Raw genomic sequence first — 26,826 nt, 5'->3', positions numbered from 1 at the left:
CAAGGAAAAATCCGCTCCAGGCACCGGTCTGGAGCGGATTGGCGTGGGTAACCGTGCTTAAAGGAAACCGGTCAGGACCGAGGTGACGAAGAGGACCAGCACCCCACCGACCCGGTTCGTCAGAGCGGCAAAGGGCATCAGGTGCATCCGGTTGGCTGCCGAGAGCACTGCCACATCACCGCTGCCACCGGTATCCGCCATCACCAGACCAGGGGTGATGGCGGCCTCGATGAAGTTCATCTTCACCAGCCAGCCGATGGCACCGGAAGTTAAGGTGGCCAGCACCACGGTGGCGATGGTCAGCGGGATGAACACCGGGTTCTGCAGGGCGGCGAGCACTTCACCGATGTCGATGTAGGTCAGTGAGACTCCGACCAGTAGTGCAGGGACCAAATAGGACTGGATGTAGTCGCCCCAACCTGTCGCCGCATCCGTGAGTTCCCTGGGCAGCTGGTTACTCAGGTTCAGGACCAGGGCGAGGATGATCGTCCAGGCGTAGGCGTGGAGGAAGGGGAAGACATCCCCCAGGTACTGGCCGAACACGTAGAGGACAGCGGTGATGGCCAGCCCCTTACCCAGAGTGGTCAGCAGCGCATGGTCCGGACGCTTCGGGATGATCAGGTCCCGGCCCTTCTTATTGACGCGTAGCAGCTGACCGTAGCCGTTGAATCCCTGGAAGGGTTGCGTCTTGAGCTTTCCCAGCGCGTTGTAGCCACCGCCGATGAGGATGCAGAAGATATTGGCCACGGCGACCGCGGACATCAAGTCCCCCATGAAGTCAGCGGAGGAACCGCCCATTTGGGCGGCGTACATCTCTGACATCGGGACAGCGCCGACGCCGAGTCCGCCGGCCATGATCGGGGCGGCGATGAACAGGATTGCCTCGAGACCACCGAAACCGGTGAGCAGGCCCAGCAGGCCGATCACCAGGAAGGTCAGGGTCAGACAACCAACCAGTGGGGCGATGAAGCGTGGGCCGGCCTGGATGAGCAGGTCGCGGGGCATTCCGATGACGCTGCCGACGATGACTGCGATGACGAAGAAGTCGAGGAAGCCTTGGGAATCCACGAAGTTGGAGGCCACGGTGACCCCGTGTTCCGGGAAGAGCCCGAGGAAGACGAGAGTGGCGGGACCGAAGGTGCACAGGATCGTGGGCAGGCCCATCTCCCGGATATAGGGGAAGAGATTGCCGGTCCAGATCAGCAGGCCGCCGAGGACGATGGTCAGTGCGAAGCCGCCGAGCATGGTCTCCGGGAGACTTCCGGTGAAGGTGGCGATGGCCACGACCGCGAGCAGCAGACCGAACCAGATCGGCGGGAAACCGGCGATCCGGCGCCAGGGCTCACTCTTGGCGTCCGTGAGGGTGGATCCTACTGAGGAGGAACTGGGGGTCAGATTCTCGACGAGGGTCTGGCGGACCGGGTTGTTGCGGTCCCCGATCCGCGGGAAGCGAACGGAGTCCGGGCCCAGTTCATCCAGGTCGGTCAACGTGGTCTTGTGGTCTTGGGTTGTCATGGCTTGGCTCCTAGTGAACCGGTGTGGTGGCGCCGTCCCCAGCCTGACATCGGGGAGGGCGGTACGTGGGAGGTCATCCGGGGGGATCAGACAGTGATGGGTTGGGCCGCCGAGACGCTGGCGCGGGCCCGGTCGGAGAGGTCAGCGAGGGCCCCGGCATCGATGCCCGTGTCCAGGCCCAGGGCGTGGAGGTGGTGCACCAGCTCCAGGGTGTCGAGGTTGCCGGCGGCACCGGGGGCGAAGGGGCAGCCACCGAAACCGGCCAGGGCGGCGTCGAACCGTGTGATTCCCTGGTCCACCGCGGCGGTGACGGTCTCCAGGGCTCTGCCGTGGGCGTTGTGCAGGTGCAGGGACAGGGTGATGCCGGAAACCTCTGACTGGACCGCGCGCACGGTGTCGAGCACGAGCGCCGGTTCGGCGGTGCCCAGCGTGTCAGCCAGGCCGATCTCGGTGATGCCCGCGTCGCGGAACGCCCCCACCAGGTCAACGACCCGTTCGGCGGGGATCACGCCTTCGAAAGGACAGGTGAAGGCGGTGGAGATCCCGGCGAAGAAGCGCTCGCTGGCCACCACACCGGCGTCCCTGATGGCGTCCGTGAGGTTGGTCAGCATCGCTTCGGTGGAGGCGCCGGCGTTGGCGGAGCTGTGGGCGTTGCTGGCGGAGGTCACCACCTGGATCTCGTCCCCCCCTGCCGCCAGCGCACGCTCCACGCCCCGCCGGTTGAGGGCCAGCCCGGTCCAGGTGGCGGCGTTGTCCGGTTTCGCGGCGAAGAGTTCCGCGGCATCCGCCATCTGCGGAACTTTTTTCGGATTCACGAAGGAGGCGACCTCCATGCGCCGGACGCCCGCTTCCTGCAGGCCCGCAGCGATGGCCAGCTTCTCCGCCGTTGAGACGATGACGTGCTCATCCTGCAGACCGTCCCGGAGAAAGACGTCGGTGATCTCAACCAACATGGGAGACCTCCGTTCGCTCCGCCATCGCGCGGGCATCATCCTCGCTGTAACCGGCGACGCCGCGAAGCACCTCTACGGTGTGCTCACCGAGCTCCGGGCCCAACCACCGGGTGCTCCCCTCAGCACCGGGGATGTTCGGGACGACGCCGGGGAAACGGACCGTGCGCGGTTCCTCGCCGGTCTCGACCTCCACGAGGTGCTCCTCGACCATGTTGCGCGCCCGGTAGTGGGGGTCGGCCGCGATGGAGGGGGCGTCGTAGACCGGGCCGGCGGGAACCCCGGCCTCATCGAGGATGGCCTGCGCCTCGGACAGCGGTAGTGACCTGGTCCAGGCGGTGATCAGGGAGTTGAGTTCCTCCTCGCGGGCCTGGCGGCCCTCGGCGGTGGTCAGTGACTCGTCGGCGGCCAGATCCTCCCTGCCGATGGCGCGCATCAGGCGCTTGAACACGGAGGAGGCGTTGCCGCCGATGACGATCTCGAGGTCATCGGCGCACGGGTAGGCACCCATCGGCACCACACCGGGCAGCTTGCCACCGGAACGCTGCCGGACCATGCCGTAGGCGTCATACTCCGGGACCAGGGACTCGAGCAGGCTGAACACGCCTTCATACAGTCCGATGTCCACGGTCCGGGCCGTGGACTTTCCGCCACGGGCACGCTGCAGCATGAGCATCAGGGCACCGATGACGCCGTAGAGACCGGCGACGGTGTCGGCCATGCTGGCTGCCGCACGGGCGGCGGGGCGGTCCGCCTCGCCGGTGATGTAGCGCAGACCGGCGAAGGACTCCGCGGCACTGCCGAAACCGGCGCGGTTGCGGTAGGGGCCGGTCTGGCCGTAGCCGGAGATACGCACCAGGACGGCGTCCGGGTTCAGTCCGGAGATGACGTCGGGGCCGATGCCCCACTTCTCGATGGTGCCGGGACGGAAGTTCTCGATGACGACGTCGGAGGCGGCGATCAGCTTCTTCACGGCGGCGATGCCGGCCTCGCTGCGCAGGTCCAGGACGACGGAGCGCTTGTTGCGCCCGACGGTGCGGAACAGCATCGAGATGTCACCGACGGGACGGCGCCAGTCGCGCAGCTCGTCACCGCCGGGCTTTTCGATCTTGATCACGTCCGCGCCGAAGTCGCCGAAGACCCGGGAGGCGAAGGGGGCGGCGATGTAGTTGCCCAGTTCCAGAACCCGGATGCCTTCCAGCGGGGCCGGGTTGTTCTTGATGTCGATCTCCGACATGATAACTCCCATTCAGTGGTAGTTGTGCTATTACCCACTGGGAGCCTATTCCTGTGCCGTGAGCCACGTCAAGGGGTGGCGGGAGAAAGTTTTGCCGGGCTCGCCATTTACCCCTGACTGACTGCTGGAGCGGGTGCAGAAGTGAACAGGACAATGCGCAACAGTTGGACCTGAACTACTGGAACTTCCCTCCGACGCCTGAGAGAAGAACCTCGCACCGCAGGACGAGGCTGGTTTCGGCCCATACCGACATCCGGCTGGCCCGAGAGCATTTTCCGGCACTGGGAGACGGCCACACACACAAGAAGACCTGTTGATCCTGAAATCTTCCGGTCCTCAGCAATCGAAGACAGCGGTAGTGGAGGTGGAGCACTGCCCGGGGCTCCGGTTCCCGCCTGGCTACAGTGGACACTGCGCAACAGCACGGTTGCGACAGCTCGAGGAAAGGTAGCCATGGAGGAAAAGTCCCCCTCAAACCGGACCCTGGAACGGGCGGCGGCAATTCTGGATTCCGTGGACACCGAGGCCAAGCTGGCCTCCCAGATCGCCAGGGAGACCGGGCTGTCCCTGTCCACCACCCACCGCCTGGCATTGGCGATGGTGGAGACCGGTTTTCTGGTCCGGCTCGATGACTCCTCCTTCGGGACTGGACCCCGTATGGGCCGCCCCGAGCAGGAGCCGATCAGTTATGCCCCACTGTGGGAGCTCAGCGCCGAGACCAATGAGTCCGTGCAACTCTGGGTCAGGTCCGGAAACGAACGCGTCTGCCGGATGTCCGTCGACGCCCCGCATGAACTCAGGATCACCCTCCCGGTGGGGTCCCGGCTGCCGCTGCCGAGCGGCTCCGCGGGCGGCGTCCTCGCGCAAACTCCCGAAGCCACGGCGAGCCTGGAAAAATTCGGTTGGTTTGAATCCGAGGGACACCGCACTCCGGGAGTAGGTTCGGTCAGTGCCCCGATCATGGTCGAGGGGCGAATACTCGGAGTGGTGTGCGTGGCCGTCCCGCTGCACCGGACAAAAAAGTCCGTGGGCAGCGATCACGGGGAGGCAGTACGTCGAACCGCGGAAAAGATCACGGCTGAATTGACGACCCGGGAACACAGCTGAGGATACGGCTTGGGGGCAGGACCAGCGTGGGCCAGCACAGGAGGAAGGCCGGCTCAGCACGTAATCGGGGTCATGATCCTGCCGACTTTTCCGCCTGTGGCGGGCGCCTGGCGGGGATGGCATCCGCCGACCGGCACCATCGCCAGAGCAACGGTCACAGAGACCGGGTTGGGGCGCTTGGTCCACGCCGTGGGCGACGATGCCGTAGCGATCACTGAGCCAGACGTCCAGACAGCAAGCGGTCCCCAACCCTTGCCAGCAACTTAGGGACACCCTAACGGGGTCACCCGGCCGGGAAGCCCGGGAAGGGCGGGACGCACACGTGGCCCCTCCCGACAGGAAAACTCGATGCCGGGACTGAGCTGGTGTTTTACCAGTTCCTCGCTCCCTCACTTCACTCCGGGAGGCGTAACTAGATAAGAGTATCCAGATGATTTACTGATATTACCATAATGTTTTGCTGCGGAAATCATCCTCCTGACTTAGCGTGTGGGCATGACCAACTTGACACGTTCACTTGTTTCCCTGTCCCTGGCAGCTGGTCTGGCTGTCTCCACCGCCGGCATCGCCACCGCCCAGTCCTCCAACTTCTTCTCCGGCTCCTCGCTCAGCAGCACCTCCGACACCGGCGCGAACGATGACTTCGAGGGCCGCCATCCCGCCAACTCCCTCGAGGGCAAGTTCGAGGCCTCCTACGCCAAGGCACTGCAGAAGCAGGGACTGAAGCAGGACGAGGAGCTCAACACCTTCGCTGAGGATGTCGCGGACCGCCTCGCCGACGGCGAGCTGCAGTACGAGCAGGGTCGATACACCTTGACCTGGGAGTTCTCCGAGGACGGGCAGTACGCGGCCGAGATCACCCGCCTGACCCTGGGCGAGGCCGCAGCCTACGTCCCGCGCATGGACTCGCTCCTGGAGGACCTGCTGTCCGGCAAGGATGCGGAGAATGACCGCCTCGGCTACGCGGTCTCCCGCGATGCCGACCACATCTACCTCGTGGTCTCAGGGCCCTACAACCTGGCGCCGGCAGCGGAGATCATTGCCGCAAACCGCTAGGGGTACTTCCCCGGAGGTGGTGATGGTGTGAGCACCTAAAAAGGGGAACCCCCGGCAGGCAGGTGGGCAACAACACGCACACCGACCCCAGAGGTCCCCGGCGAAACGCCGCAGCGCCCGCTACTTTGGTGGTGCCCCCGCAAGGGGAAACCAGCGAAGTAGCGGGTTATCGCTGTTGGGGGCCCTGAGCTTTCACCTCTCGCGTCAGCGCACCGTGACCGTGGCCCGACCTTTTCTGCGCATCCGCCGCAAGGCGGACTCGTCGAACCGGTACCCCCGGGTGGTCAGCGCCACCATGCGACCCCCGCCAGAAGATGACATCAGGACGATCCCGGCCCTCCATCCCCGCTGTGGAACCCCACCCTCCTACTGCGCCCCCAGCTTCGAATACAGGTGTTCCGGGCGTCCGGACTGCCCGTACCGCAACCGGACGACCACCACGCCCTGGTTGGCCATGGCCGCCAGGCGGCGCTGGGCCGTAGCCCGGGAAACTCCGGCGATCTCCGCGGCCTCACTGGCGGAGAGCTCGCCCTCGCCCAGGGCGTCGAGAAGCAGCTGTTCCGTGGCGGAACGCGAGGAGGGCTTGGGGCTGCCGCCGCCGAACATGATGCCGAGTGCCTGGTCGATCTTCTCCTGGCGCAGTCCGCGGGCGCCGGAGAGTACGTGGCGGAAGCGGGCGTAGCGGTCCAGGCGTTCGGTCAGGGCCTGCTGCGGGAAGGGTTTGATGAGGTAGGCCAGGGCGCCGGCGTGCATGGCACGGCGCACGGTGGCGGCCTCGTCGGCGGCGCTGAGCACGAAGGCGTCCACGCCGTTGGTGCGCACCAGCTCGATGCCGTCGCCGTCGGGCAGGTAGACGTCCACCAGCAGCAGGTCCGGCTTCTCCTCCACCATCTGCTGACGGGCGTCGGCGAGGGTGCGGGCGGAGCCGACCACGGAGAAGCCGGGCGCGGCCCGGACGATATCGGCGTGGATGCCGGCGACCCGGAAATCATCGTCCACCACGAGTACCCGCCACGTCTTGTCCATCAGTTCTTCTCCTCCGAGAAAATAGTTCCGTCAGCAACCATCGCATGCGGCAACCGCACGCCGAACACCGCACCCGCCCCGGATCCACCGGGATCGATGAGCCACAGTTCCCCACCGCGGCGCCGGACCAGTTCCCGGGAGAGTTTCAGTCCGATGCCGTGGCCGTGCACCGTATCCTGTTCCGCTGATTCCGCGGCGAACACATCCGTGCCCGGGGCGACCCCGGAACCGGAGTCGGCCACCATCAGGACCAGGGTGTCACCCTCGTCCATGAACGTGACCTCCACGAAGCGGGGCTTCTCCCCCACCGCCGCCACGGCGATGGCGTTGTCCACCAGGTTCCCCAGCATGGTCGCGGTGTCCTCCACCGCGTCCAGGGTGCCCAGGACCAGCGTCTCCTCCCCGATGCGCAGCTCCACCCCGCGTTCGGCCGCCTCCAGGGACTTCGCCCCCAGGAAGGACAGCAGGAAGGACTCGTCGAGCAGGTCGCCGTTGACCAGTGGGTAATCCACGGGGCCGCGGTCGCGCATGATGCGCAGGAAGTCCCCGGCCTCCCCGTAACGGCCGGCGTCAAGCAGGCCGGTGGCCACGTGCATCCGGTTGGCGAACTCGTGGCGCTGCACCCGCAGGGCGGAGGTCATGGCGCGCACGGAATCCAGCCGCTCGGTCAGGGCCACCAGGTCCGTGCGGTCCCGGACGATCACCACGCTGCCCAGGTGCTGGCCCCCGCGGTCGACGGCCCGGGACTCCAGGTAGAGCACCCGGTCCCCCACGGTGACGCCGTCGCGGGACTCGTGCCGTCGCAGGGCGTCGGCCACCTCCTCCGGCAGGCCGGTCTCCCTGAGATACCGGCCGGTCAGCGCCTTAGCCCCCAGCATCCGGGCGGCCTCGTTGTTGGACACCCGGATCACCCCGTCGTCATCCAGGGCGATCACGCCGTCGGCCACCCCGTCGAGCACCGCCGCCTGGTTCTGCACCATGGCCACCAGTTCCTCCGGCTGCACGCCCAGGGTGAGCTGCTCCCACCGGCGGCGCAGCAGGAGCGCGGCCGCGGTGCCGATGACCAGCGCCAGGCCGGCCGCGGCGGCGATGGCCAGGAGGGACCGGGGCAGGTCGTCGAAGACGCTGGTGCGCTCGAAGCCAACGCTGACCTCACCCACGGGGTCGTCGGTAGCCGGCGCGAAGATCGGCACCTTGGCCCGGGCCGACTCGCCGAGCGTGCCGGTCTCCCAGGCGATGACCTCCTCGCCGCGCATGGCGGCATCGAAGCTGGTGCTCACCTCCCGGTCGAGGCGGGTCGGATCCGGGTGCGCGAGCCGGATGCCGTCGCCGTCGGTGATCACCACGAACAGGGCGCCGGAGTTGTGCATGGCGGCGAGTGCGAACTCCTGCAGGTGCCCCTCAGCGAGGATGTCCGCGGCCGGGTCTGCCTGCTGGTAGGTCTCCGCGGCCACCGCGGTGCGCACCTCCGGGGCCGAGGCGACGGTGCGGGCGATCGACAGCGCGGAAGTCTCCGTCTCCGTCTTGAGCTGTTCGATGGACAGCATCACGAACACCCCGGTGCTCACAGCCAGGACAGCGGCGACGGTGGCCAGCTGCAGCAGCACGAAACGGGTGGTGAACCGCATATCCCTCCTCTTTCCCAGCAGATTATCCCGGTTCAGTTCACCTGGGAAATGCTTCCTGCACTAAACGCGCAGAAATGAGTAAATGACCCTTGGGTTGTGCAACGCACAGAACTCTTCCAGTGGTGACCTGTGCCACTCTAGACTGCCGATCTGTACGCAGACCACTCATAATCTACCGACCAAGGAGTCGCGATGAACACCCCCGCTGTGGTGACGCTCGCCGCGGATTACGCCCTGAGTCACACGCTGTCCGACGGCCTACTCGTCATCCTGGGATTCGCCATGATCCTGACCTTCATGACGCTGATCATGCTCGGCCGGATCACGCCGATGGTCGCCCTGATCGTGGTTCCCACCGTCTTCGGTCTCATCGCCGGGGCCGGCCTGGGCATCGGCGACATGGTCATGGACGCCATCAAGGACATGGCCCCGACCGCTGCCCTGCTCATGTTCGCGATCATGTACTTCGGCATCATGATCGACGTCGGGCTCTTCGATCCGCTGATCCGCCTGATCACCCGCACCCTGGGCAATGACCCGGCGAAGGTCGTGGTGGCCACCGCGGTCCTGGCCGGCGTGGTCTCGCTGGACGGCGACGGATCCACCACCTTCATCATCACCACCTCCGCGATGCTGCCGATCTACCTGCGCCTGGGCATGAGCCCCGTGGTGCTCACCGTGGTGGCCGGCCTGATCAACGGCACGATGAACATCGTCCCCTGGGGCGGCCCGACGGTACGTGCCGCCGCGGCGCTCGGCGTGGACCCCACCGACATCTTCGTCCCTATGCTGCCCTCCCTGGCCGTCGGCGTCGTCGTGGTCTTCGCCTTCGCCTGGTTCCTCGGCCTGGCCGAGCGCAAGCGACTGGGTGGCACCCTGGACACCTCCCGCTTCGGCGGCGACTCCACTGACACCGACGGTGGCGCCGGCTCCGATCCGGGCACCGGGCCCAAGGGCCGGCGCGGCAACTCCGATGAGCCCACCCCGGGTGGCGGCGTGCTGGTCGACGACCGCGCGGCCGAGGCCGGGAACACCCACGTCTCCCTGTCCAACGAGGCCGAGCTGGAGCACGACGGCCTGACCGACACCATGCTCGATCCGCACCGTGCGACCCTGCGCCCGAAGCTGATCTGGTTCAACCTGGTGCTCACCCTGGTCGTGATGGTGCTGCTGGTCATCAACATCGTGCCGCTGGCCTTCGTGTTCATGGGCGGCACCGGCCTGGCCCTGGCCGTGAACTTCCCGAAGGTCAAGGACCAGGCCAACGAGATGCTGGCCCACTCCTCCTCGATCGTCGGCGTGGTCTCCATGGTGTTGGCCGCCGGCGTGCTGGTCGGCGTCTTCGACGGCACCGGCATGGTCGACGCGATGGCCGCCTGGATCACCTCGGTCATCCCGACCTCCATGGGTCCCTTCCTGGCCGTGATCACCGGACTGCTGTCCATCCCGATGACCTTCTTCATGTCCAATGACGCCTTCTACTTCGGCATCCTGCCGGTGCTGGCGGAAAGCGCCTCCCACTTCGGTATCGAGCCCGTGGAGATGGCCCGGGCCTCCATCACCGGCCAGCCGGTCCACATGCAGTCCCCGCTGGTTCCGGCCATCCTGCTGCTGGTCTCCCTGGCCAAGGTCAGCCTGGGCGACCACCACAAGAAGGTCCTCTGGCGTGCCGCCATCGTCTCCGTGGTCATGCTGGTCGTCGGCATCCTCGTCGGCGTGATCCCGCTGGCGGCCTGAGCCCCACTGCCCTGACCCCCACCGGTTCGCCGGGGCGCCGCAGAAACTGCGGCGTCCCGGCGACCGTTTTCATATGCCGCTTGCCGACGCCCCGGTAGGCGGTGGTGCCGGTTCCCGGAGGCGTCCAGCATGCCCGATGGCCCGGTGGCTCCGGAATCACGGACAATGGGGACACCGTGACACCCCCACCCCCGACCGAACCGGAAAGCTCCGCCATGCCCCAGATCTTCGACTCCCACCTCCACATCATCGATCCCGCCCACCCCCTGGTGGAAAATAACGGTTACCTCCCCGCCGCCTTCACCGCGGCTGATTACCGGCAGCGCACCGAGGGACTCGGCATCCGTGGCGGCGCGGTGGTCTCCGGTTCCTTCCAGGCCTTTGACCAGGGCTACCTGGTTGACGCCCTGCAGGCGTTGGGGCCCGGATTCGTCGGCGTCACCCAGATCCCCGCCGACACCACCGATGTGCGGATCCGCGAACTGGACCGGGTCGGCGTCAGGGCGGTGCGCTTCAATCTGCGCCGCGGTGGTTCCGCCGGACTGGCGGATCTGGAGCGGCTCGCCCACCGCGTGCACGAGGTGGCCGGCTGGCACACCGAGCTCTACGTGGATGCCCGGGAGCTGGGCGAGCTGCACGACACCCTCCGCACTCTCCCCGCCGTCAGTATCGACCACCTCGGGCTGCACCGCGACGGACTCCCGGAACTGCTGCGGCTCGTCGAGACGGGAGTGAAGGTGAAGGCCACCGGCTTCGGCCGCATCGACCTGGATCCTGCCGAGGCCATCAGACAGATCATGGCGGTGGATCCCGGCGCGCTGATGGTGGGCACGGACCTGCCCTCCACACGGGCGAAACGTCCTTTTGTGGACGCTGACCTGGACCTGATCGCCGATACCGTGGGGCCGGAGCACGCTGACGCCGTGTTCTGGGGCAATGCGGCTCGGTTCTACCTCGGGGAACCCCAGGGTTAGGTCCGCCGTTTCAGTTGGCGCTCCGGATGGCCCGGCTCCCGGGGCCCTGGGCCGGGAAGCAAGAATTCCAGACCGCGAAATGGCGGGCCGGGCGACAATCCGACCCCGTAACCAGACCCCGTGCTCAGGCCCGCTCCGAGGTGGACCGGCAGGGGTCTGTCTCACCGAACTCCGTGGCCGCCCAGGACGCCAACAGCTGCATGCGCTCCGCGGCGTCCGACCCTGGTTCGGCCGTGTAGATGGTCCAGGTCAGCCCGGGCTCGGCCTCCATGTTCAGGCCCTCGTAGGCCAACGTCATTTCCCCGACCACGGGGTGCCGGAAGGTCTTGAACCCGGTGCCGTGGTGGCGGACGTTGTGCGCGCCCCAGCGTTCGCGGAACTCCCCGCTGCGGGTGGACAGCTCCCCGATCAGGTCATGCAGCTCCTTGTTGTGCGGATCGCGGGCGGCTTCGGTGCGCAGAATCGCCACAGTGACCTCGGCCATGGTCTCCCAGTCCGGGTAGAACTCCCGGGCCCGGTCATCCAGGAAGAGGTGGCGGGCGATATTCGGCGGCTGCCCGGGCATGTCGTAGAGCTCCGTGTAGAAGGCCCGTGCCAGCTGGTTGACCGCCAGCAGGTCCATCCGCCCGTTGCGCACGAAGGCGGGTCCGGCGGTCACGGCGTCCAACGCCCACTGCAGGCTCTGGTGCGGGGCCCACGTTTTCGTGGTGCGGCGCCGCAGCGGCCGCGCGACCGGGCTGGCCGCATGGGCGAGATCGAACAGGTGGGCGCGTTCGGCGTCATCCAGACGCAGCGCCCGGGCCAGACTGTCCAGCACCTCCGGGGAAACACCGCTGATCGCACCGCGTTCGATCCGGGTGTAATACTCCACGCTCACGCCGGCGAGGGTGGCCACCTCGCTGCGGCGCAGGCCCTTGACCCGCCGGTTGGTGCCAGCGGGCAGTCCGACCTGTTCCGGGGTGATCTTCTCCCGGCGGGTGGTCAGGAATTCGCGGACCTCGGCTCGATTGTCCATGGCACCAGCTTAAGGCCGGTCACCCCCGGCGAAGGAGTCCCTGCCAGTGCCCCCATCAACAAGGCCTCCCCGCCGCGGATCCGCCGTGCAACGATGAGGTGCGAACAGCACCGATGCACAAAGGAGAGCACGACCATGCGTGGAGTAGTCATGCACGGCCCCGGCGACGTCCGGGTGGAGGAACGCGAGGATCCGCGGATCCAGGAGCCCACGGATGCGGTGATCAAGATTGTCGCGGCTTGTGTGTGCGGTTCGGACCTGTGGCCCTACCGCGGTGCGGACGCCCCGGACAGGCAGCTGATGGGACACGAGTACGTGGGCGTCGTCGAGGAGACCGGCGATGAGGTCACCACCGTGCAGCCGGATGATTTCGTCGTCGGCTCCTTCGTCATCTCGGACAACACCTGCCCGATCTGCGAGGCCGGCTACCAGTCCCGCTGCGTCAACGGCATCTTCGTGGACAGTCAGATCGGCACCCAGGCCGAGTACGCCCGCATCCCCTACGCCGACGGCACCCTGGTGGCCACGCCGGGCATGCCGGACGAGGATCTGATCCCCTCCCTGCTGGCGGCCTCCGACGTCCTGGGCACCGGCTGGTTCGCCGCCGACGCCGCCGAAGTGGGCCCCGGCAAGACCGTCGCGGTCGTCGGTGACGGTGCCGTGGGGCTGATGAGCGTGCTCGCCGCGAAGCAGATGGGTGCGGAGAAGATCATCGCCATGAGCCGGCATGAACCCCGCCAGCAGCTCGCCCGCGAGTTCGGCGCCACCGACATCGTCACCGAGCGCGGCGACGCCGGGGTGGCGAAGATCCGGGAGCTGACTGACGGGCTCGGTGCCCACAGCGTGATCGAGGCCGTGGGCACCCAGGAAGCGATGATGCAGGCGATCCACTCCACCCGACCCGGTGGTCACGTGGGCTATGTCGGGGTCTCCCACGACGTCGAGCTGCCCGGTGGTGAGCTCTTCTTCGGCCTGGTGCACCTGCACGGCGGCCCGGCCCCGGTGCGCCGTTTCCTACCCGAACTCATCCAGCTGATCTGGGACCGGGACATCAATCCGGGCAAGGTCTTCGATCTGACCCTGCCGCTGGACCGTGCCGCTGAGGGATACGCGGCGATGGACCAGCGGGAGGCCGTCAAGGTCCTGCTCACCCCCTAGAAAGGAAAAACCATGTTCACCACAGATTCCTTCGCCGACAAGGTCGCCTTCATCACCGGGGCGGGGGCCGGCATCGGCCGCGCCATCGCCCTGGCCTTCGCACAGCACGGTACCGACGTCGCCCTGGCCGACCGCAGCGAGCACTCCCTGCGCGAGACCGCCGGACTCGTCGAGGCCACCGGCCGGCGAGCGTACACCGTCACCTGCGACGTCGCTGACGAGGCCGAGGTCGCCGCCGCCGTCGCCGCCGCCACTCAGGAACTCGGGCCGCTGAACTTCGCCGTCAACAACGCCGGCGTCGAGCAGCCGCCCACGTCCCTGCACGAAACCACCGTGGCGGACTTCGACCGCATCATGGGTGTGGACCTGCGCGGGGTGTTCCTGTCCATGAAGCACGAGATCCCCGCCATGGCCGAGCAGGGCGGGGCGATCGTCAACCTCTCCTCCGGCGCCGGGGTCATCGGCATCAAGGGACAGGCCACCTACGCCGCCGCCAAGCACGGCGTGATCGGGCTGACCAGGTCCGCTGCGCTGGACTATGCGGATCGGGGCATCCGCATCAACGCTGTCTGCCCCGGCATCATCGAGACCCCGATGATGGGCCGTTTCTCCGGTGGCACCCCGGAAGGACGCACCCGGGTCATCGCGCAGGAACCCGTCGGCCGCATGGGTACGCCCGAGGAGATCGCGTCCGCGGTGCTCTGGTTGTGCTCCGACCTCGGGGGCTTCACCATCGGCCACGCCCTGGTGGTCGACGGCGGGCAGACCGTGGGAATCAGCTAGTCGCTCATCCCAGCTGGAAGGCCGCCGCGGCAGCCAGGGCACCGACGGTGTTCAACGCCCAGTGCAGCCCGATGGGGGCGAGCACCGAGTTCGAGCGGTGCCGCAGCCAGGTGAACACCGCCCCGGCGCAGGAGGTGGCCCCGACCGCCAACCCGATGCCGAGCCACTGGCCGAGCGTGCCGGTGCCCAGCACCCCGGACAGTCCGGCGTTGCCGGCGGTCAGGTGCAGCGAGGACGCCACGTGCCAGAGCCCGAACAACAGGGAACCACCGATGAACACGGTCTTCATCCCCGCGAGCCGTTGCAGGGAACCGTGCAGCACGCCGCGGAACACCAGCTCCTCCGGCAGCACCGTCTTGAGCGGGATGATCACCAGCGCGGCCAGCAGCGCGGTGCGCGCGGAGGCGTAGGCCTCATTGAGGAAGAACTCCCGGGTGAGCGGCAGGGCCACGCCGATCCCCACGGCCACCACCACGCCGGCGGCCACCGCCCCGTACCCCAGCCCCTTCTTCAGCGTGGCCCGGGAGATCCCGAGATCCCGCCAGCTCAACCCCGCCACGCGGGCCAGGCAGACCAGCAGGGCCGCGCCGAAGGGGACGGTGATGAACCAGGACGATGCCGGGGTGAAGTGGGCCGTGAAGTTGAGCAGGAGCAGCGCGGCAACGACCGCGGCCACCGTGGAGCCGTCCCGGAGCCGTCGTTGGCCCCGGAGAAACTGCCCCGGGAGAACCGCGCGGAGCCGTGGCACCACCCGGTTGTTGAACCCGTACCGAGTGAACATGGGGGCAGTATAACGGCTTCCGCCTGCTCCCCCTATGCCTCTGGAATCGGCTTCCCGGCGTTCTCCAGGGTCATGCTGCCCGGTTCCGGGCCGCTGCGGACACCGGTGTCCAGGGCGTCGATGGCAGCGAGTTCAGCGTCGCTGAGCTGGAAGTCGAAGACCGCGAAGTTCTCCGCGATCCGGGACGGGTGGACGGACTTCGGGATCGCCGAGCGCCCCTGCTGGAGGTGCCAGCGCAGCATCACCTGGGCGGGAGTCCTGTCATGTGCTGCCGCGATCCCGCCGAGGACCGGATCGTCGAGGGTGCTGGGCAGATCGCTCTGCCCGCCGCCGTAGAAGGTGATGCCGCCGAGGGGTGACCAGGCCTGGGTCAGGATCCCGTGCCGGCGGTGGAATTCCTGTGATTCAGCCTGGCGGAAGTAGGGGTGCAGCTCGATCTGGTTGACGGCCGGGGTGACCTCGGTGTCCGCCATGAGTCGGCTGAGCTGATCGGGCGTGAAGTTGCTGACGCCGATCGCGCGCGCCTTCCCGTCCGAGTAGAGCTGCTCCAGCGCCCGGTAGGCGTTGATGGTGGCGTCGAAGTCACTGGTCAGCGGCTGGTGAAGCAGCAGCAGGTCCAGTTCCTCCACGCCGAGCTTGCCGGTGGCCTTGTCGAAGGCGTGCAGAGTCTCGTCAAAGCCGTAGTCGCTGATCCACACCTTCGTCTCCAGGAAGATCTCGCTGCGGTCCACCCCGGACGCCCGGATCCCCTCCCCGACCTCACGCTCGTTCTCATAGGCCGCGGCGGTGTCGATGTGCCGGTAGCCCACCCGCAGCGCCTCAGCCACCGCCGCGGCGGTATCTGCCGGATCGGTCTGGTAGACGCCGTAGCCCAGGGCGGGCACCTGGACGCCGTTGTTCAGGTCAAGCAGTGGTGCCGTCATGCCGCCCAAGGTACGCGGCTCCCGCCGGGTGGGCGGTGCTTTTTGTCATTTACGTGGCGACGCCGTGGGTGCGGCGTCGCGTAGCGGGCTACGCGGCTTGCCGCAGGTTCTCCACCCAGCCGGCGAGCTGCGCGCGGGAGGTGAAGTCCAGCTTGGTGAAGATCCGTTCCACATGGCCATCCACGGTCCGGCGGGAGAGCACGAACTTCTCGGCGATCTGCCGGTTGGTCAGCCCCTGCGACACCAGCTCGGCGACCTCCATCTCCCGGTTGGTCAGGGGGTTGCCCTCGACCCGGGCGACCTTCCTCCCCTTGGGGGCGGTACCCAGCGCCACCGCGATGGCGTCGGGGACGCTGAGGATCTCCCGCAGCGCCGGCATCGCGTCGGCCTCCAGCCCCAGCTTTTCCCGGCAGGTGTCCACCGAACCCGAGGAGGTGACGGCGATGTGCGGACCGAAGGCGCACAGGGAGGTTCCCAGGCCCCGCCAGACCGAGTCGGCGGCCGTGGCCAGTTCCCAGCCGCGCCGGTACTCCCCGGTGGAGACCGCGACCCAGGCCAGCACCTCAATGCTGTGGGCGATGCAGAGGATGTCGTGGAAATCGTGCTGGATCTCCAGTGCCGCCAGCGCCGCCTGCTTCGCTGCCGCATAGTCCCCCAGGTGCCAGTGGCACACCCCGGTAATCCACCAGATGAACGACAGATTCCACCGTTCCCCGTGTTGCACCGCGAGCTCCGCGGCCTCCCGGGCCACCTCGAGCCCAGCCGCGGATTCCCCGTGGAAGGCCATCGCCATGACCAGCTGGAACATCGCGAGCAGCTGGTCAGCCGTCCGTCCGTCGCGTTCATGGGCGGCCACCGCCTCGCGGTAGAGCCCGATGGCGCCCGACAGGTCCCCGGTGAACAGCTGGTGGAGCCCCTTCCAGTGCTGGTGCTGAGCCTTCATCTCGGCGTCGCCCAGTTGCTCCGCGATGCGGTCAGCCACCTTGAGATGCTCGGCGGCGGCGTCATGGTCACCCTGGATCAGGCAGACCCAGCTGATCGCCCAGGATGCGTGGCCCCGTTCCAGGTCGGAGAGTTCGCCTTCCCGCAGAATCCGCTCGAGGGTCTGGCGGCCGTTGCTGAGAAAGCTGCCCGAGACCCAGAAATAGCGCAGTTTGGCGGCCATCTGGGCGGCGGCGTCATGTTCGCCGGGGGTGTTCAGCGACCAGTCCATGGCCACCATGAGGTTCGGCCGTTCACTGCGGGTGTCCGCCAGGGCCACGGCCTGCCCCGGACCACACCACTCATCGGCGCGGGCGACCACGCGGCGGAGGTAGAGATCCCGGTGGTTGCGGCGCAGCCGGAGCAGCTCCACCTCATCGGTGAGCAGCCGCGCCCCGTACTCCCGGATGGTCATCAGCATGTGGTAGCGGATCTGGTCCCCTTCGCGTTCGGTGAGCACGATGGATTTGGCCACCAGTTGATCCAGCAGATCGAAGATCTCCGCCTCCGCCAGTTCCGCGCAGCCGCAGATGGCTTCCGCGGCAGCCAGATCGAAAGCCCCGGGAAAGATCGACAGTCGCCGCCACAGCAGCTGCTCGTCCGAAGAACACAGCTCGTAGCTCCAGTCGATGAGCGCCGCCAGTGTCTGCTGCCGGGGCAGCATGGCGCGGTCGCCGCGGTTGAGCAGCTGAAAACGGTGGTCCAGGCGCTCCAGCAACTGGTCCGGGGACAGGGTGCGCAGGCGCGTGGCCGCCAGCTCAATAGCCAGGGGAATCCCGTCCAACCGGGCGCACACCTGAGCGATGACCTCCCGGTTCTGCGGGGTGACGGAGAAATCCGGGACGATGTGACGGGCCCGGTCGACCAGCATCGTCACCGCCTCGAAGTCCTCGATGTTCTCCGGTGTGCCGGCCGCGGAGCCTGCCAGCGGCGGAACAGACAGGGGCGGAACCACACAGACGTGTTCCCCCGTCAGTCCCAGCGGTTCCCGGCTGGTCGCCAGCACCCGGCACCTGGGGGACTCGGCCAACACGGCGTCGACCAACTCAGCCGCGGCCTGGAGGACATGTTCGCAATTGTCCAGGACGAGCAGGATCTCCTTGTCCGCCACGAAATCGACCACGCGGTCAAGCGCCAGCCGGTTGGACTGGTCGGGGATCTGGAGGACGTCAGCCACCAGGGACGCCACCCGGTCACTGCTTTCCAGGCTGTCGAGGCCCACCAGGTGGACGCCGTCCGCGAAGGTCTTCCGGGCCCGCTCCGCCAACTCCACAGCCAGCCGGGTCTTACCCACTCCGCCCGGCCCCGTGAGGGTGACCAGCCGGGACTCCACCATCCGCGCTTTGGCGTCGGTCAATTCCCTGCGTCGGCCCACAAAGCTGGTCACCGCCGCCCTACCCAGCATGGTCCCGCGGTTCACCGTCCCGATGTGCCTGGTCACAGTGTGGTCCTTTCTCTCCTTCAGGGGCTTGCGGTTATCACCAGCACCTACGAAACCCCCTGGACAGTCCAGGTTCCCGCATCTGGCGGGAACTGTCCGCCCAGAGGTAGCTATCCGGGTGCTGGCTACCAGGGCTACCAGGGCTACCCCGCTTACCCGGGTAACCGGAGGAGTACCTGCTCAGCCGAGGTGCTGCCCATAAGGGGTAACGCTTGGGGCAGTTTCACCCATGTGCTGCACCTCATTGACTTTTAGATTGTAAGCCACAACACAACGAGGAAGGCAAGGAAGTTCAAGGACATGACCACATCCCAGGCCCGGGCCAGCCCGGCCCATACCCGGCAGGTACCCCGCCACTGAATTCCCGGGCTTGTCCGCCCAGCGACCTGCCCACGAAGCGATGAACCCCTCACCGTGGACACCTCACCGGCCATCTGGAGGTCAAACAATGACTGAAGCACCGGACACCACAACAACCATCGATCCCCGCGAACTACGCAACGCCTTCGGTTCCTTCGCCACCGGCGTCACCGTGGTCACCGTCCGGACTCCGGACGGCACCCCGCACGGTGCCACCGTCAACGCCTTCACCGCCGTGTCCCTGGATCCCCCGCTGGCCCAGGTCACCCTGATCCGCGGCAACCGGGCCTCCCAGTACCTGGAGGACCAGCCCTTCGCCATCAACATCATGGCGGAGGACCAGCTGGACGTGTGCCTGAACTTCGCCGGCAAGCCGATGAAGGATCCGCCGCGGTGGCGCTCCGATGAGGGCGTGCCGGTGCTCTGCGGCAATGCCGCCACCATCGAATGCAAGCCGTGGCGCACCTACGACGGCGGTGACCACATCATCGTCATCGGCGAGGTCACCGCCCTCGAGCTCTCCGACGCCAACCCGCTGCTCTTTTCCAGGGGCAAGTTCCGCGAACTCGGCCCCTACTGCGAAGGCAGCCCCTGGGAGGCCTCCGGCGACGCACTCGCCTTCGGCTGGTTCGAGGGCTCCACCGACTTCCGGTCCTTCTGACCTTCCGGCACTTCCCGATTCTTGTCATTCACCCATTTTCCCAAGGAGAGGAACACCATGACCACCACCGAGAACGTCCAGATGAGCGACATGTCCGCCCGCACCACCCCAGCCAACCCGAAGATGCCGATGACCGGTGACGAGTACATCGAGTCCCTGCGCGACGGCCGCGAGGTCTACCTGCACGGCGAGCGGGTCCACGACGTGACCACCCACCCGGCCTTCCGCAACTCCGTGCGCATGGTGGCCCGCATGTACGACGCCCTGCATGATCCGGCCAACGCCGACACTCTGCTCACGGACACCGACACCGGCTCGGGCGGCAAGACCCACCCCTTCTTCAAGGTGCCCAAGTCCGTGGATGACCTGCGCGAATCCCGCAAGGCGATCGAGCACTGGGCCCGGATGAGCTATGGCTGGTTCGGCCGCTCCCCGGACTACAAGGCGGCCTTCCTGGGCACGCTGGGATCCATGCCGGAGTTCTACTCCCCCTACCAGGAAAACGCCCAGCGCTGGTACAAGGAGTCCCAGGAGAAGGTGCTCTACTGGAACCACGCGATCATCAACCCGCCGGTGGACCGCCACCTGCCGCCGGACCAGGTCAAGGACGTGTTCATGAAGGTGGAGAAGGAGACCGACAACGGTGTCATCGTCTCCGGCGCAAAGGTGGTGGCCACCGGCTCCGCGATCACCAACTTCAACTTCATCTCCCACTACGGCCTGCCGATCAAGAAGCCCGAGTACGCACTGATCTGCACCGTGCCGATGGATCAGCCCGGCATCAAGCTGATCTCCCGCGCCTCCTACTCGCAGAACGCCGCCGTGACCGGCACGCCCTTCGACTACCCGCTGTCCTCGCGGATGGACGAGAACGACGCCGTGTTCATCTTCGACAAGGTGCTCGTGCCCTGGGAGAACATCTTCGCCTACGGGGACCCGGACCAGATCAACGGATTCATGCCCAAGACCGGCTTCATCCAGCGCTTCACCTACCAGGGCTGCATCCGCCTGGCCGTGAAACTCGACTTCATCGCGGGGCTCCTCCTCAAGGCCCTGGAGATCGCCGGCACCCAGGACTTCCGCGGGGTCCAGGCACGCGCCGGCGAGGTCATCGGCTGGCGCAACATGTTCTGGGCGCTGGCGGACGCCATGATGCTCAACCCCGACGAGGGCCCGAACGGCTCCGTACTGCCGAAGATGGACTACGGGCTGGCCTACCGCATGTTCATGGCCCAGGGCTATCCGCGCGTCAAGGAGATCATCGAGCAGGACGTGGCCTCCGGCCTGATCTACCTGCCCTCCGGCGCACTGGACTTCAAGAACGCCGAGATCCGCCCCTACCTGGACAAGTACGTCCGCGGCTCCAACGGCGTGGAGGCCGTGGACCGCGTGAAGCTGATGAAGCTGCTGTGGGACGCCATCGGCACGGAGTTCGGTGGCCGCCACGAACTCTATGAGCGCAACTACTCCGGCAACCACGAGAACGTGCGCATCGAGATGCTCATGAACGCCATGAACAACGGCACCACCGCCACCATGAACGGCATGGTCGAGGACTGCATGGCCGAGTACGACCTGGATGGCTGGACCGTCCCGGACCTGTTCAACAGCGATGACGTGAACATCTACCTGAACAAGAACCGGTAGGTTCCCCCTTCGGCACCGCCGCTTTCCGGCACCGGGAAGCGGCGGTGCTTTTTGTCATTTACCTGCCGACGTCGCGCCGGCCGGATCCGCCGCGGACCTCACCGCGCGGTGCGTCGCACCTGCTCCGCGTAGAAGCCTGCCAGGTGATGCGTGCCGAAGGCCGGGGCGTCATACTCGTGGAGCATCCCCCACATGGCGAAGCGCGCGGTATCCGCCAGCCGTGGGGTGAACAAACCCAGCACCCGCAGCAGCGGGGTCACCACCGCCGGCGGCACGGTGGGCACGCGGGGGCGCTTCCCGAGGGCTGCGAAGGCGGTCTGTGCTAGTTCCCGCCACGTGTAAGTGTCCGGCCCACCGACGTCCCAGGTTCCCGCGGTGGCCTCCTCGAGGCGGTCCACGCAGAACTCCGCCAGGTCCGCGCCATGGATGGGAGTGATCTTTCCGTCGGGGTGGAAAACGGGCACCACGCCCCGGCGCGCCAGGCCGAGGATCTCCATCATGTCGGAGAAGTATCCGGAGGGGTTGATCACCCGGGAACGGATCGGGGCGGCCTGCAGCGTCTGCGCGAAGGTGGTCTTGGCCCGGGTGAGCCGCGCCGGGTTCTCTGCCCCGCCCAGGACGTTGACGTAGGTGAAGGACCCGGCCCCGTGTGCCAGCGCGGAGTTCAGGACATGCAGGTTGCCCAGGTTGTCGATCTCCCAGGGATCAGCTTTTTGCCTTGTCACGCCCAGTGCGGAGATGATGTGCTGCGCGCCCCTGGCGACGTCGGCGGTGAACTCGGTGTCAGTCACCTGCCCGATGGCCCACTCATCCACGAGCCCGGCCAACGCCGGAGAGCCCCACGCGCCCTCGCGCTCGGCCCGCGCCCGGTTCCGGGCGATGGCGCGGACGGTGTGGCCGCGTTGTTTCAGTTCCGCGACGAGGTAGCGGCCGAGGTATCCGGTGGCTCCGGCGACGAGGACGGTGGGCATGGACTCTCCCCTCCAGCTGCTGCGGTTGCCACCCAGGCTACGACGGAACAGGAAACCTGGCAGCGACCGTTTTAATAGCCTTCCGCTCGCTCCGGAGAGGTGCCACAATAAGGGCAGGATCGTCCGCCCCGCAGTTTCCGGGCAGCCCACAATAGACTCCGAGGTTCCGCAGATGGCCACCTTCGCACTGATCCACGGCGGTGGCGCCGACTCCACCTGTTGGCGTCCGCTGACCGGCGCGCTCGAACGCCTGGGACACGACGTCGTCGCCGTCGATCTTCCGAATGACGATGACACCGCGGATCTGTCCGCTTACGCGGACGCCGTGGTCACTGCGGTGGCCGGGCGTCGCGACGTCATTGTGGTGGCCCACTCCTACGGTGGTTTCACCGCCCCGATCGTGGCCGAACGGACCCACGCCGCCCTACTGGTGATGCTCCAGGCCCAGATCCCGGCACCGGGGGAGTCACCGGCCCAGTGGTGGGGAAACACCGGCCATGACAAGGCGCAGCGGCAGCATGCGGAAGCCGCCGGGCGGGACCCGGATTCCTCGATGGACACGGTTGAACTGATGCTGCACGACACCCCGCCGGAGTTGGCCGAGGAAATGCTCAGCCACGAACACGGTGAGTCCCCGATCGTCTACGAGCAGCCGTGGCCGCTTCCGGCCTGGCCGGACATCCCGACCAGGGTCCTGCTCTCCCGGGATGACAACTTCTTTCCCCTGGAGTTCATGCGGCGAATCGCCTGGGAGCGGCTGGGCATCGAACCCGATGTGGTACCCGGAGATCACTGCCCCATGCTCGGCCATCCGGTGGAGGTCGCCGCGAAGCTCGACGCCTACTGGCGGGAACTGACCGGGAACCTCAACTAACCCAACGCCCCGCATTCCACAGGCCACTCCACCTGAAACTTGTGTTTTTCCAGGTCACCACTCCTCGAGCACCGCCAGATGGTGGGATTTGGCGCACCCAGGGTTCCACGCGCCGTATCCCACACATCACCCACCCAGTACCCGTGTTTCCTAACGCAACGGATCAAACGGCTTGATCGCCTCGTGGGTTTCACCGGTGTCCATCAGCTGTGCCAGGTACTTGCCGGTGGCCGGCCCCAGCACCACGCCCCACATGCCGTGGCCGCCGGCGACGTAGATGTTCTCCGCCTTCGTCTGGCCCACCAGCGGCATGCCGTCCGGCGTGACCGGACGCGAACCCACCCACTCGTCCTGGCGGTTGTCCAGGTCCACGCCCTGCATGAGGTGGCGCGACAGGTTCACGATGGATTCGATCCGGCGCGGGTACAGCGGCTCATCGGGACGGCGGAACTCCATGGTCCCGGCGATGCGGAACCGGCCCTGGTACGGGGTGCATGCCATGCGGTGGTGTGGCAGATAAAGCGCGTGCTCGGCGGGTTCCTCCGTGGCCACGGAGAAGGAATAGCCGCGGCCGGCCTGCACCAGGGTGCGCACCCCGAGGTCACGGGCGAGGCGGCTGAGCCAGGCACCGGTGGCGATGACGATCTTGTCCGCCTCGATACGGTGGCCGTTGGCCAGGATCACCGCCGGGTGGTCACCCTGTGCGGTCACGCTGCCGACCTCGGCGTCGGCAATGATCTTTCCGCCGCGCTCCACCACGGCCTGTGCAATCGCCTCCACGTAGGGGCCCGGCTCGATGAAGCGCTGGCCCTCCAGGCGGAAGGCCACCTTCACCTCGTCGGAGAGCATCGGCGCCAGTTCGCGGGGGTTGTCCAGGCGCTCCAGCGGGGCCTCCTGCCCGTGCCGGATCACGCCCGCGATCTCCTTCTGGAAGCCCTTGGACTGGGACTCCTCCTCGAAACCGATGACGAAGGGACGCTTGAAGGACTGCGCCTTCACCCCACCCAGTTCGAGCTCATCGAAGGCCTCGAGCGCCACCTGATCGATCGGGGTGAGATTGGCCATCGTCGTGTCCCACGCCCGCTGGGTGGCCTGCGCCATGAAGCGGGCCAGGAACATCCACAGTTTCGGATCGAAACGGATGGGCATGGATAGCGCCGCGTCCGGATCGAACACCGCCTTCGGGCCGTAGGACCACAGGCTGGGATCGGACAGCGGAATGGTCTTCGCCGGGGCCAGCCAGCCCGCATTGCCCCAGGAGGATCCGGCGGCCACGCCCTCGCGATCGAGCACGGTCACCTCATAGCCGCGTTCCTGCAGATGCCAGGCGGTGGCCAGTCCCACCATCCCGGCGCCGACGACGATCACGTTCTTCATTAACCCTCCTAGGACACGGAATGTTGTTCCGAACTCAGTATCGGGGATCTGGTGTGATTTTGCGCGGGATTCGCAAAAGCGCCTACTGCCCGTACATCCCCGCAGGCCGCGGCACACTCCTCCGGAGCCTGGGTGCTCAACTCCCCCTGGTGATAATCCGTGACGATCGTGCCCGGCGCGCCCTCCACGTGTGTCATTAAGTTCCTGCAGTGGTTCACGTGGAACATCAGGTTTTCCGCCCCGGCCCGGTGGCAGGTGTCTCCGGGCGTTCCACCCCCTGGAAACTCGTGCGCTTATTGACGCCCCGGCTACTCCGCCGCCACGCCTTCCTGGCGCTTCTCCTGTTTACGGGCATAGGCCCGGGCGGCCCGCACGCGGTCGCCGCAACGGGTCGAGCACCAGTGCCGCCGTGCATGGGTCCGGATCAGGAAACGGTCACAGGGGGCGGCGCCACAGCGGGTGAGCCGCCCAGCGTCCTCACCGCTGAGCAGGTCGGCGGCGTCCTCGGCGATGATCGCCATGGCGTGTTCGACCAGCTGGGTCACCGGATCCTCCATCACCCGGTGGAATCCTTGACTTGGGGTGTGCCGCAGTAGGCGGGCGCTCGGAGCCCTGGTCAACGCCCGGTTGATGGCGTCCAGCGCCACGGAGTCCGGGCGTTCCCCATCCACCTGCGCCTGAAACACCGTCCGCAGCTCCCGCCGCAACCCCGTCAGCTGGCTCTGGCAGTAGCTCAGCAGGGCAGTGTCCTCGGGTACCAGTCCCCGCGCGATGAGCCAGGCGGTGGCCTGCTCCGGGCTGCGAAGATCATCGGCTAGTTTATCGCCCGGCAGATGGACGGCACTGTTGACCAATGCGAGGCTGACGTGCTCCTTAGCCCCCGGGGCAGCGGGAAGAGGGATATTCGACATGACCCTCATGCTATCAGCTAATTTTTTCCATGATAGCCATCTCGCAATCGATTCCATGTTGAAAGCAAGAATATTCCGTAGAAAATTGCGGGAGCGTGATCGCCGAGCAGCTCAGCATGTCCGGAGTTCTTCGCCGGGCCGCATCGATCCCGATTCGGAACGTGCGCACGGTACTGCCAGCGTCATCACCGCTGACGGTGACCGACGTTGAAGGACAAAAGTTCCGGTGGATCCCAAGCTCGCGCGGTATTCTTCCTTGGTGCTCTCCCACATGGATCCGCTGCCGCACCCGCCCCGGCGCGTGCTCATCGCCGGGACCTCCGGCGTGGGCAAAACCACGCTGGCCCGGCGCCTCGCCGCATTGTGGAACATTCCGCACACCGAACTCGACGCCCTGCACCACGGCCCCCACTGGACCCCGCGCCCCACCTTCGCGGCGGAGGCCCGGGAGTTGGCGGCCGGGGACGAGTGGATCACTGAATGGGCCTACTGGAGCAAGGGCATGAAGACCGTGCTGGGCGAGCGGGCGAACACGCTCATCTGGTTGAACTTCTCCCGCCCCATGGCATTCCAACGCCTACTGCGACGCACGCTGAAACGCCAGATCCTCCGCGAACGGCTGTGGCACGGCAATGTCGAACCCCCGCTGTACACCTTCTTCACCAATCCGGAGGAGAACATCCTGCGCTGGGGAATGCGCACCCACGGTAAATGGATCGAGCGCATGCCCGCCGTGTCCCGGGAGTTTCCCCACCTGAGCATCATCGAACTGCGGACACCCCGGGAGGTCCGGCGATGGCTGACCGGACCGGCTACGGACCTGTCTCCGGGATCCGCGCGCTGAAAACACAAAATTCGGGCTGCCCCACCCTAGGATGAGCACCATGAGCCCCCGTTCCCCGCATGTGCTGCTGGTCCCCGGCGCCTGGATGGGTGGCTGGATCTGGGAACCCACGGTGGCGCGGCTCCGGAAACACGGTGTCGACGCCGCGACGCTCACCCTCGCCGGGCTGGAAGCGGGCACCCTCGCGGAGCGGCGCGGCACGGTGCGCCTGCAGGATCATGTGGACCAGGTTCTGACGCATCTGACTGAGACCGGTGCCGACTCCGTGGTACTGGTCGGTCACTCCTACTCCGGCATGATCGTGGCCCAGGTCGCCGACCAGCTGCGGGAGAAGGTCGCCTGCTCCATTCATTTCGGCAGCTTTCTGCCCAGCGAAGGGCACAGCCTCATCGATGGCTTCGGTGCAACAGAGGGTGAGCGAGCGGCGGAACGGTCCGGGATCGTTGCAGCCGGTTACCAGTGGGCGCCTCCCCCGGCGGCGGCTCTTGATTTTGAAACGGGCCTGGCCTCGGGAGAGCGGAGGTACCTGCTTGAAAGATTCGTACCACATCCGGGACGCACCGTGCTCGATCCGGCTGTGCTGAAGCAGCCGGTGGTTGTTCAAAACGGTGTGTACGTGACGGCGCGGAAGGAAGATGTCCCCGCTGCATTACAGGAGGCCGACGCCCCGAACTGGCGCACCGTGCCCCTGGCGAGCGGCCACTGGCCGATGCTGGAGCGACCGTTGGACGTGGTGGACCTTAGAGATTGCGCGGATAGGAAGATACAGGGGGCCACGGTGGGGTAGTGAACAAGAGCAGGCACGAGGCCTGGTAGATACGGATTCGACCAAGAAAACGTACACCACTCAGGAGCACTCGTGCCTGCCG

At 66.9% G+C, this 26,826-nt stretch carries 23 protein-coding genes; 11 read left to right on the top strand and 12 right to left on the bottom strand.

The window, feature by feature from the left end; translation table 11 throughout:
* Positions 1–57 precede the first annotated feature (57 nt).
* From ACQCVD_RS12695 to ACQCVD_RS12685, 3 genes are all read right to left on the bottom strand, one after another.
* Positions 58–1,515 (bottom strand): 2-hydroxycarboxylate transporter family protein, encoded by a 1,458-nt coding sequence (locus ACQCVD_RS12695; protein ID WP_426824133.1) that lies wholly within the window; start codon positions 1,513–1,515, stop codon positions 58–60.
* Between the two features lie 86 nt (positions 1,516–1,601).
* Positions 1,602–2,468: a hydroxymethylglutaryl-CoA lyase gene (locus ACQCVD_RS12690; RefSeq protein WP_426824132.1), complete on the bottom strand. Its 867-nt coding sequence runs from the start codon at positions 2,466–2,468 to the stop codon at positions 1,602–1,604.
* Entirely contained in the window at positions 2,458–3,702 is a 1,245-nt protein-coding gene (locus ACQCVD_RS12685; RefSeq protein ID WP_426824131.1) for a CaiB/BaiF CoA transferase family protein, read from the bottom strand. The genes ACQCVD_RS12690 and ACQCVD_RS12685 overlap by 11 nt, the downstream gene beginning before the upstream one ends.
* Positions 3,703–4,155: 453 nt before the next feature.
* Between ACQCVD_RS12685 and ACQCVD_RS12680 the strand changes: the two genes are divergently transcribed.
* Together ACQCVD_RS12680 and ACQCVD_RS12675 are read left to right on the top strand one after the other, a co-directional pair.
* Positions 4,156–4,809, top strand: coding sequence for an IclR family transcriptional regulator (locus ACQCVD_RS12680; RefSeq protein ID WP_426824130.1), 654 nt, complete (start codon positions 4,156–4,158; stop codon positions 4,807–4,809).
* A gap of 495 nt (positions 4,810–5,304) precedes the next feature.
* Positions 5,305–5,865, top strand: coding sequence for a hypothetical protein (locus ACQCVD_RS12675; protein ID WP_426824129.1), 561 nt, complete (start codon positions 5,305–5,307; stop codon positions 5,863–5,865).
* A 366-nt stretch (positions 5,866–6,231) separates the two neighbouring features.
* Here the strand turns inward: ACQCVD_RS12675 and ACQCVD_RS12670 are convergent, their stop codons facing one another.
* Positions 6,232–6,891: a response regulator gene (locus ACQCVD_RS12670; protein ID WP_426824128.1), complete on the bottom strand. Its 660-nt coding sequence runs from the start codon at positions 6,889–6,891 to the stop codon at positions 6,232–6,234.
* The gene (locus tag ACQCVD_RS12665) at positions 6,891–8,519 is read right to left on the bottom strand and encodes an ATP-binding protein (RefSeq protein ID WP_426824127.1); all 1,629 of its coding nucleotides are present in this window, start codon (positions 8,517–8,519) and stop codon (positions 6,891–6,893) included. Before ACQCVD_RS12665 ends, ACQCVD_RS12670 begins: the two co-directional genes overlap by 1 nt.
* Before the next feature lie 192 nt (positions 8,520–8,711).
* Between ACQCVD_RS12665 and ACQCVD_RS12660 the strand changes: the two genes are divergently transcribed.
* Together ACQCVD_RS12660 and ACQCVD_RS12655 are read left to right on the top strand one after the other, a co-directional pair.
* Entirely contained in the window at positions 8,712–10,256 is a 1,545-nt protein-coding gene (locus ACQCVD_RS12660) for a CitMHS family transporter (RefSeq protein ID WP_426824126.1), read from the top strand.
* Positions 10,257–10,471: 215 nt separating this feature from the next.
* Positions 10,472–11,230, top strand: coding sequence for an amidohydrolase family protein (locus ACQCVD_RS12655; RefSeq protein ID WP_426824202.1), 759 nt, complete (start codon positions 10,472–10,474; stop codon positions 11,228–11,230).
* A gap of 124 nt (positions 11,231–11,354) precedes the next feature.
* On the opposite strand, the gene ACQCVD_RS12650 is transcribed toward ACQCVD_RS12655, so the two are convergent.
* Entirely contained in the window at positions 11,355–12,245 is an 891-nt protein-coding gene (locus ACQCVD_RS12650; RefSeq protein WP_426824125.1) for a helix-turn-helix transcriptional regulator, read from the bottom strand.
* 135 nt (positions 12,246–12,380) lie between these two features.
* Here ACQCVD_RS12650 and ACQCVD_RS12645 point away from each other — a divergent pair, with 135 nt between their 5' ends.
* Positions 12,381–13,403, top strand: coding sequence for a zinc-dependent alcohol dehydrogenase family protein (locus ACQCVD_RS12645; protein ID WP_426824124.1), 1,023 nt, complete (start codon positions 12,381–12,383; stop codon positions 13,401–13,403).
* Positions 13,404–13,415: 12 nt separating this feature from the next.
* Positions 13,416–14,186 (top strand): SDR family oxidoreductase, encoded by a 771-nt coding sequence (locus ACQCVD_RS12640; RefSeq protein ID WP_426824123.1) that lies wholly within the window; start codon positions 13,416–13,418, stop codon positions 14,184–14,186.
* 4 nt (positions 14,187–14,190) lie between these two features.
* On the opposite strand, the gene ACQCVD_RS12635 is transcribed toward ACQCVD_RS12640, so the two are convergent.
* The 3 genes from ACQCVD_RS12635 to ACQCVD_RS12625 form a co-directional block, all read right to left on the bottom strand.
* Positions 14,191–14,967 carry a CPBP family intramembrane glutamic endopeptidase gene (locus tag ACQCVD_RS12635; protein WP_426824122.1) on the bottom strand — a complete coding sequence of 259 codons (777 nt, stop codon included), beginning with the start codon at positions 14,965–14,967 and terminating at the stop codon, positions 14,191–14,193.
* 32 nt (positions 14,968–14,999) lie between these two features.
* Positions 15,000–15,890: an aldo/keto reductase gene (locus tag ACQCVD_RS12630; RefSeq protein WP_426824121.1), complete on the bottom strand. Its 891-nt coding sequence runs from the start codon at positions 15,888–15,890 to the stop codon at positions 15,000–15,002.
* A gap of 88 nt (positions 15,891–15,978) precedes the next feature.
* Positions 15,979–18,312, bottom strand: coding sequence for an ATP-binding protein (locus ACQCVD_RS12625; protein WP_426824120.1), 2,334 nt, complete (start codon positions 18,310–18,312; stop codon positions 15,979–15,981).
* A 448-nt stretch (positions 18,313–18,760) separates the two neighbouring features.
* On the opposite strand from ACQCVD_RS12625, the gene ACQCVD_RS12620 reads away from it, so the two are divergent.
* Both ACQCVD_RS12620 and ACQCVD_RS12615 read left to right on the top strand, forming a co-directional pair.
* Complete coding sequence (locus ACQCVD_RS12620) at positions 18,761–19,333, top strand: flavin reductase family protein (RefSeq protein ID WP_426824119.1); 573 nt, start codon at positions 18,761–18,763, stop codon at positions 19,331–19,333.
* Positions 19,334–19,390: 57 nt separating this feature from the next.
* Positions 19,391–20,980, top strand: a complete 1,590-nt coding sequence (locus ACQCVD_RS12615) for a 4-hydroxyphenylacetate 3-hydroxylase N-terminal domain-containing protein (protein WP_426824118.1) — start codon at positions 19,391–19,393, stop codon at positions 20,978–20,980.
* Between the two features lie 98 nt (positions 20,981–21,078).
* Here the strand turns inward: ACQCVD_RS12615 and ACQCVD_RS12610 are convergent, their stop codons facing one another.
* Positions 21,079–21,951, bottom strand: a complete 873-nt coding sequence (locus tag ACQCVD_RS12610) for an SDR family oxidoreductase (RefSeq protein ID WP_426824117.1) — start codon at positions 21,949–21,951, stop codon at positions 21,079–21,081.
* A 172-nt stretch (positions 21,952–22,123) separates the two neighbouring features.
* On the opposite strand from ACQCVD_RS12610, the gene ACQCVD_RS12605 reads away from it, so the two are divergent.
* On the top strand, positions 22,124–22,825 hold the full coding sequence (locus tag ACQCVD_RS12605; protein WP_426824116.1) for an alpha/beta fold hydrolase: 702 nt from the start codon (positions 22,124–22,126) through the stop codon (positions 22,823–22,825).
* Between the two features lie 150 nt (positions 22,826–22,975).
* Here the strand turns inward: ACQCVD_RS12605 and ACQCVD_RS12600 are convergent, their stop codons facing one another.
* Together ACQCVD_RS12600 and ACQCVD_RS12595 are read right to left on the bottom strand one after the other, a co-directional pair.
* On the bottom strand, positions 22,976–24,202 hold the full coding sequence (locus ACQCVD_RS12600) for an NAD(P)/FAD-dependent oxidoreductase (protein ID WP_426824115.1): 1,227 nt from the start codon (positions 24,200–24,202) through the stop codon (positions 22,976–22,978).
* A 308-nt stretch (positions 24,203–24,510) separates the two neighbouring features.
* Positions 24,511–25,113: a CGNR zinc finger domain-containing protein gene (locus tag ACQCVD_RS12595; RefSeq protein ID WP_426824114.1), complete on the bottom strand. Its 603-nt coding sequence runs from the start codon at positions 25,111–25,113 to the stop codon at positions 24,511–24,513.
* Between the two features lie 226 nt (positions 25,114–25,339).
* Between ACQCVD_RS12595 and ACQCVD_RS12590 the strand changes: the two genes are divergently transcribed.
* Together ACQCVD_RS12590 and ACQCVD_RS12585 are read left to right on the top strand one after the other, a co-directional pair.
* On the top strand, positions 25,340–25,957 hold the full coding sequence (locus ACQCVD_RS12590; protein WP_426824113.1) for an AAA family ATPase: 618 nt from the start codon (positions 25,340–25,342) through the stop codon (positions 25,955–25,957).
* Positions 25,958–25,997: 40 nt separating this feature from the next.
* Positions 25,998–26,744 carry an alpha/beta fold hydrolase gene (locus tag ACQCVD_RS12585; RefSeq protein WP_426824112.1) on the top strand — a complete coding sequence of 249 codons (747 nt, stop codon included), beginning with the start codon at positions 25,998–26,000 and terminating at the stop codon, positions 26,742–26,744.
* Positions 26,745–26,826: the final 82 nt, after the last annotated feature.

This window comes from Corynebacterium halotolerans, assembly GCF_050107895.1.
Classification (GTDB): domain Bacteria; phylum Actinomycetota; class Actinomycetes; order Mycobacteriales; family Mycobacteriaceae; genus Corynebacterium; species Corynebacterium halotolerans_B.
This window is presented reverse-complemented; position numbering and strand designations above follow the sequence as displayed.

What these genes read in the sequence shown, in the direction of transcription:
- ACQCVD_RS12695 (WP_426824133.1), bottom strand. Translation starts at nt 1,515, where the DNA reads ATGACAACCCAAGACCACAAGACCACGTTGACCGACCTGGATGAACTG.
- ACQCVD_RS12690 (WP_426824132.1), bottom strand. Translation starts at nt 2,468, where the DNA reads ATGTTGGTTGAGATCACCGACGTCTTTCTCCGGGACGGTCTGCAGGAT.
- ACQCVD_RS12685 (WP_426824131.1), bottom strand. Translation starts at nt 3,702, where the DNA reads ATGTCGGAGATCGACATCAAGAACAACCCGGCCCCGCTGGAAGGCATC.
- ACQCVD_RS12680 (WP_426824130.1), top strand. Translation starts at nt 4,156, where the DNA reads ATGGAGGAAAAGTCCCCCTCAAACCGGACCCTGGAACGGGCGGCGGCA.
- ACQCVD_RS12675 (WP_426824129.1), top strand. Translation starts at nt 5,305, where the DNA reads ATGACCAACTTGACACGTTCACTTGTTTCCCTGTCCCTGGCAGCTGGT.
- ACQCVD_RS12670 (WP_426824128.1), bottom strand. Translation starts at nt 6,891, where the DNA reads ATGGACAAGACGTGGCGGGTACTCGTGGTGGACGATGATTTCCGGGTC.
- ACQCVD_RS12665 (WP_426824127.1), bottom strand. Translation starts at nt 8,519, where the DNA reads ATGCGGTTCACCACCCGTTTCGTGCTGCTGCAGCTGGCCACCGTCGCC.
- ACQCVD_RS12660 (WP_426824126.1), top strand. Translation starts at nt 8,712, where the DNA reads ATGAACACCCCCGCTGTGGTGACGCTCGCCGCGGATTACGCCCTGAGT.
- ACQCVD_RS12655 (WP_426824202.1), top strand. Translation starts at nt 10,472, where the DNA reads ATGCCCCAGATCTTCGACTCCCACCTCCACATCATCGATCCCGCCCAC.
- ACQCVD_RS12650 (WP_426824125.1), bottom strand. Translation starts at nt 12,245, where the DNA reads ATGGACAATCGAGCCGAGGTCCGCGAATTCCTGACCACCCGCCGGGAG.
- ACQCVD_RS12645 (WP_426824124.1), top strand. Translation starts at nt 12,381, where the DNA reads ATGCGTGGAGTAGTCATGCACGGCCCCGGCGACGTCCGGGTGGAGGAA.
- ACQCVD_RS12640 (WP_426824123.1), top strand. Translation starts at nt 13,416, where the DNA reads ATGTTCACCACAGATTCCTTCGCCGACAAGGTCGCCTTCATCACCGGG.
- ACQCVD_RS12635 (WP_426824122.1), bottom strand. Translation starts at nt 14,967, where the DNA reads ATGTTCACTCGGTACGGGTTCAACAACCGGGTGGTGCCACGGCTCCGC.
- ACQCVD_RS12630 (WP_426824121.1), bottom strand. Translation starts at nt 15,890, where the DNA reads ATGACGGCACCACTGCTTGACCTGAACAACGGCGTCCAGGTGCCCGCC.
- ACQCVD_RS12620 (WP_426824119.1), top strand. Translation starts at nt 18,761, where the DNA reads ATGACTGAAGCACCGGACACCACAACAACCATCGATCCCCGCGAACTA.
- ACQCVD_RS12615 (WP_426824118.1), top strand. Translation starts at nt 19,391, where the DNA reads ATGACCACCACCGAGAACGTCCAGATGAGCGACATGTCCGCCCGCACC.
- ACQCVD_RS12610 (WP_426824117.1), bottom strand. Translation starts at nt 21,951, where the DNA reads ATGCCCACCGTCCTCGTCGCCGGAGCCACCGGATACCTCGGCCGCTAC.
- ACQCVD_RS12605 (WP_426824116.1), top strand. Translation starts at nt 22,124, where the DNA reads ATGGCCACCTTCGCACTGATCCACGGCGGTGGCGCCGACTCCACCTGT.
- ACQCVD_RS12600 (WP_426824115.1), bottom strand. Translation starts at nt 24,202, where the DNA reads ATGAAGAACGTGATCGTCGTCGGCGCCGGGATGGTGGGACTGGCCACC.
- ACQCVD_RS12595 (WP_426824114.1), bottom strand. Translation starts at nt 25,113, where the DNA reads ATGTCGAATATCCCTCTTCCCGCTGCCCCGGGGGCTAAGGAGCACGTC.
- ACQCVD_RS12585 (WP_426824112.1), top strand. Translation starts at nt 25,998, where the DNA reads ATGAGCCCCCGTTCCCCGCATGTGCTGCTGGTCCCCGGCGCCTGGATG.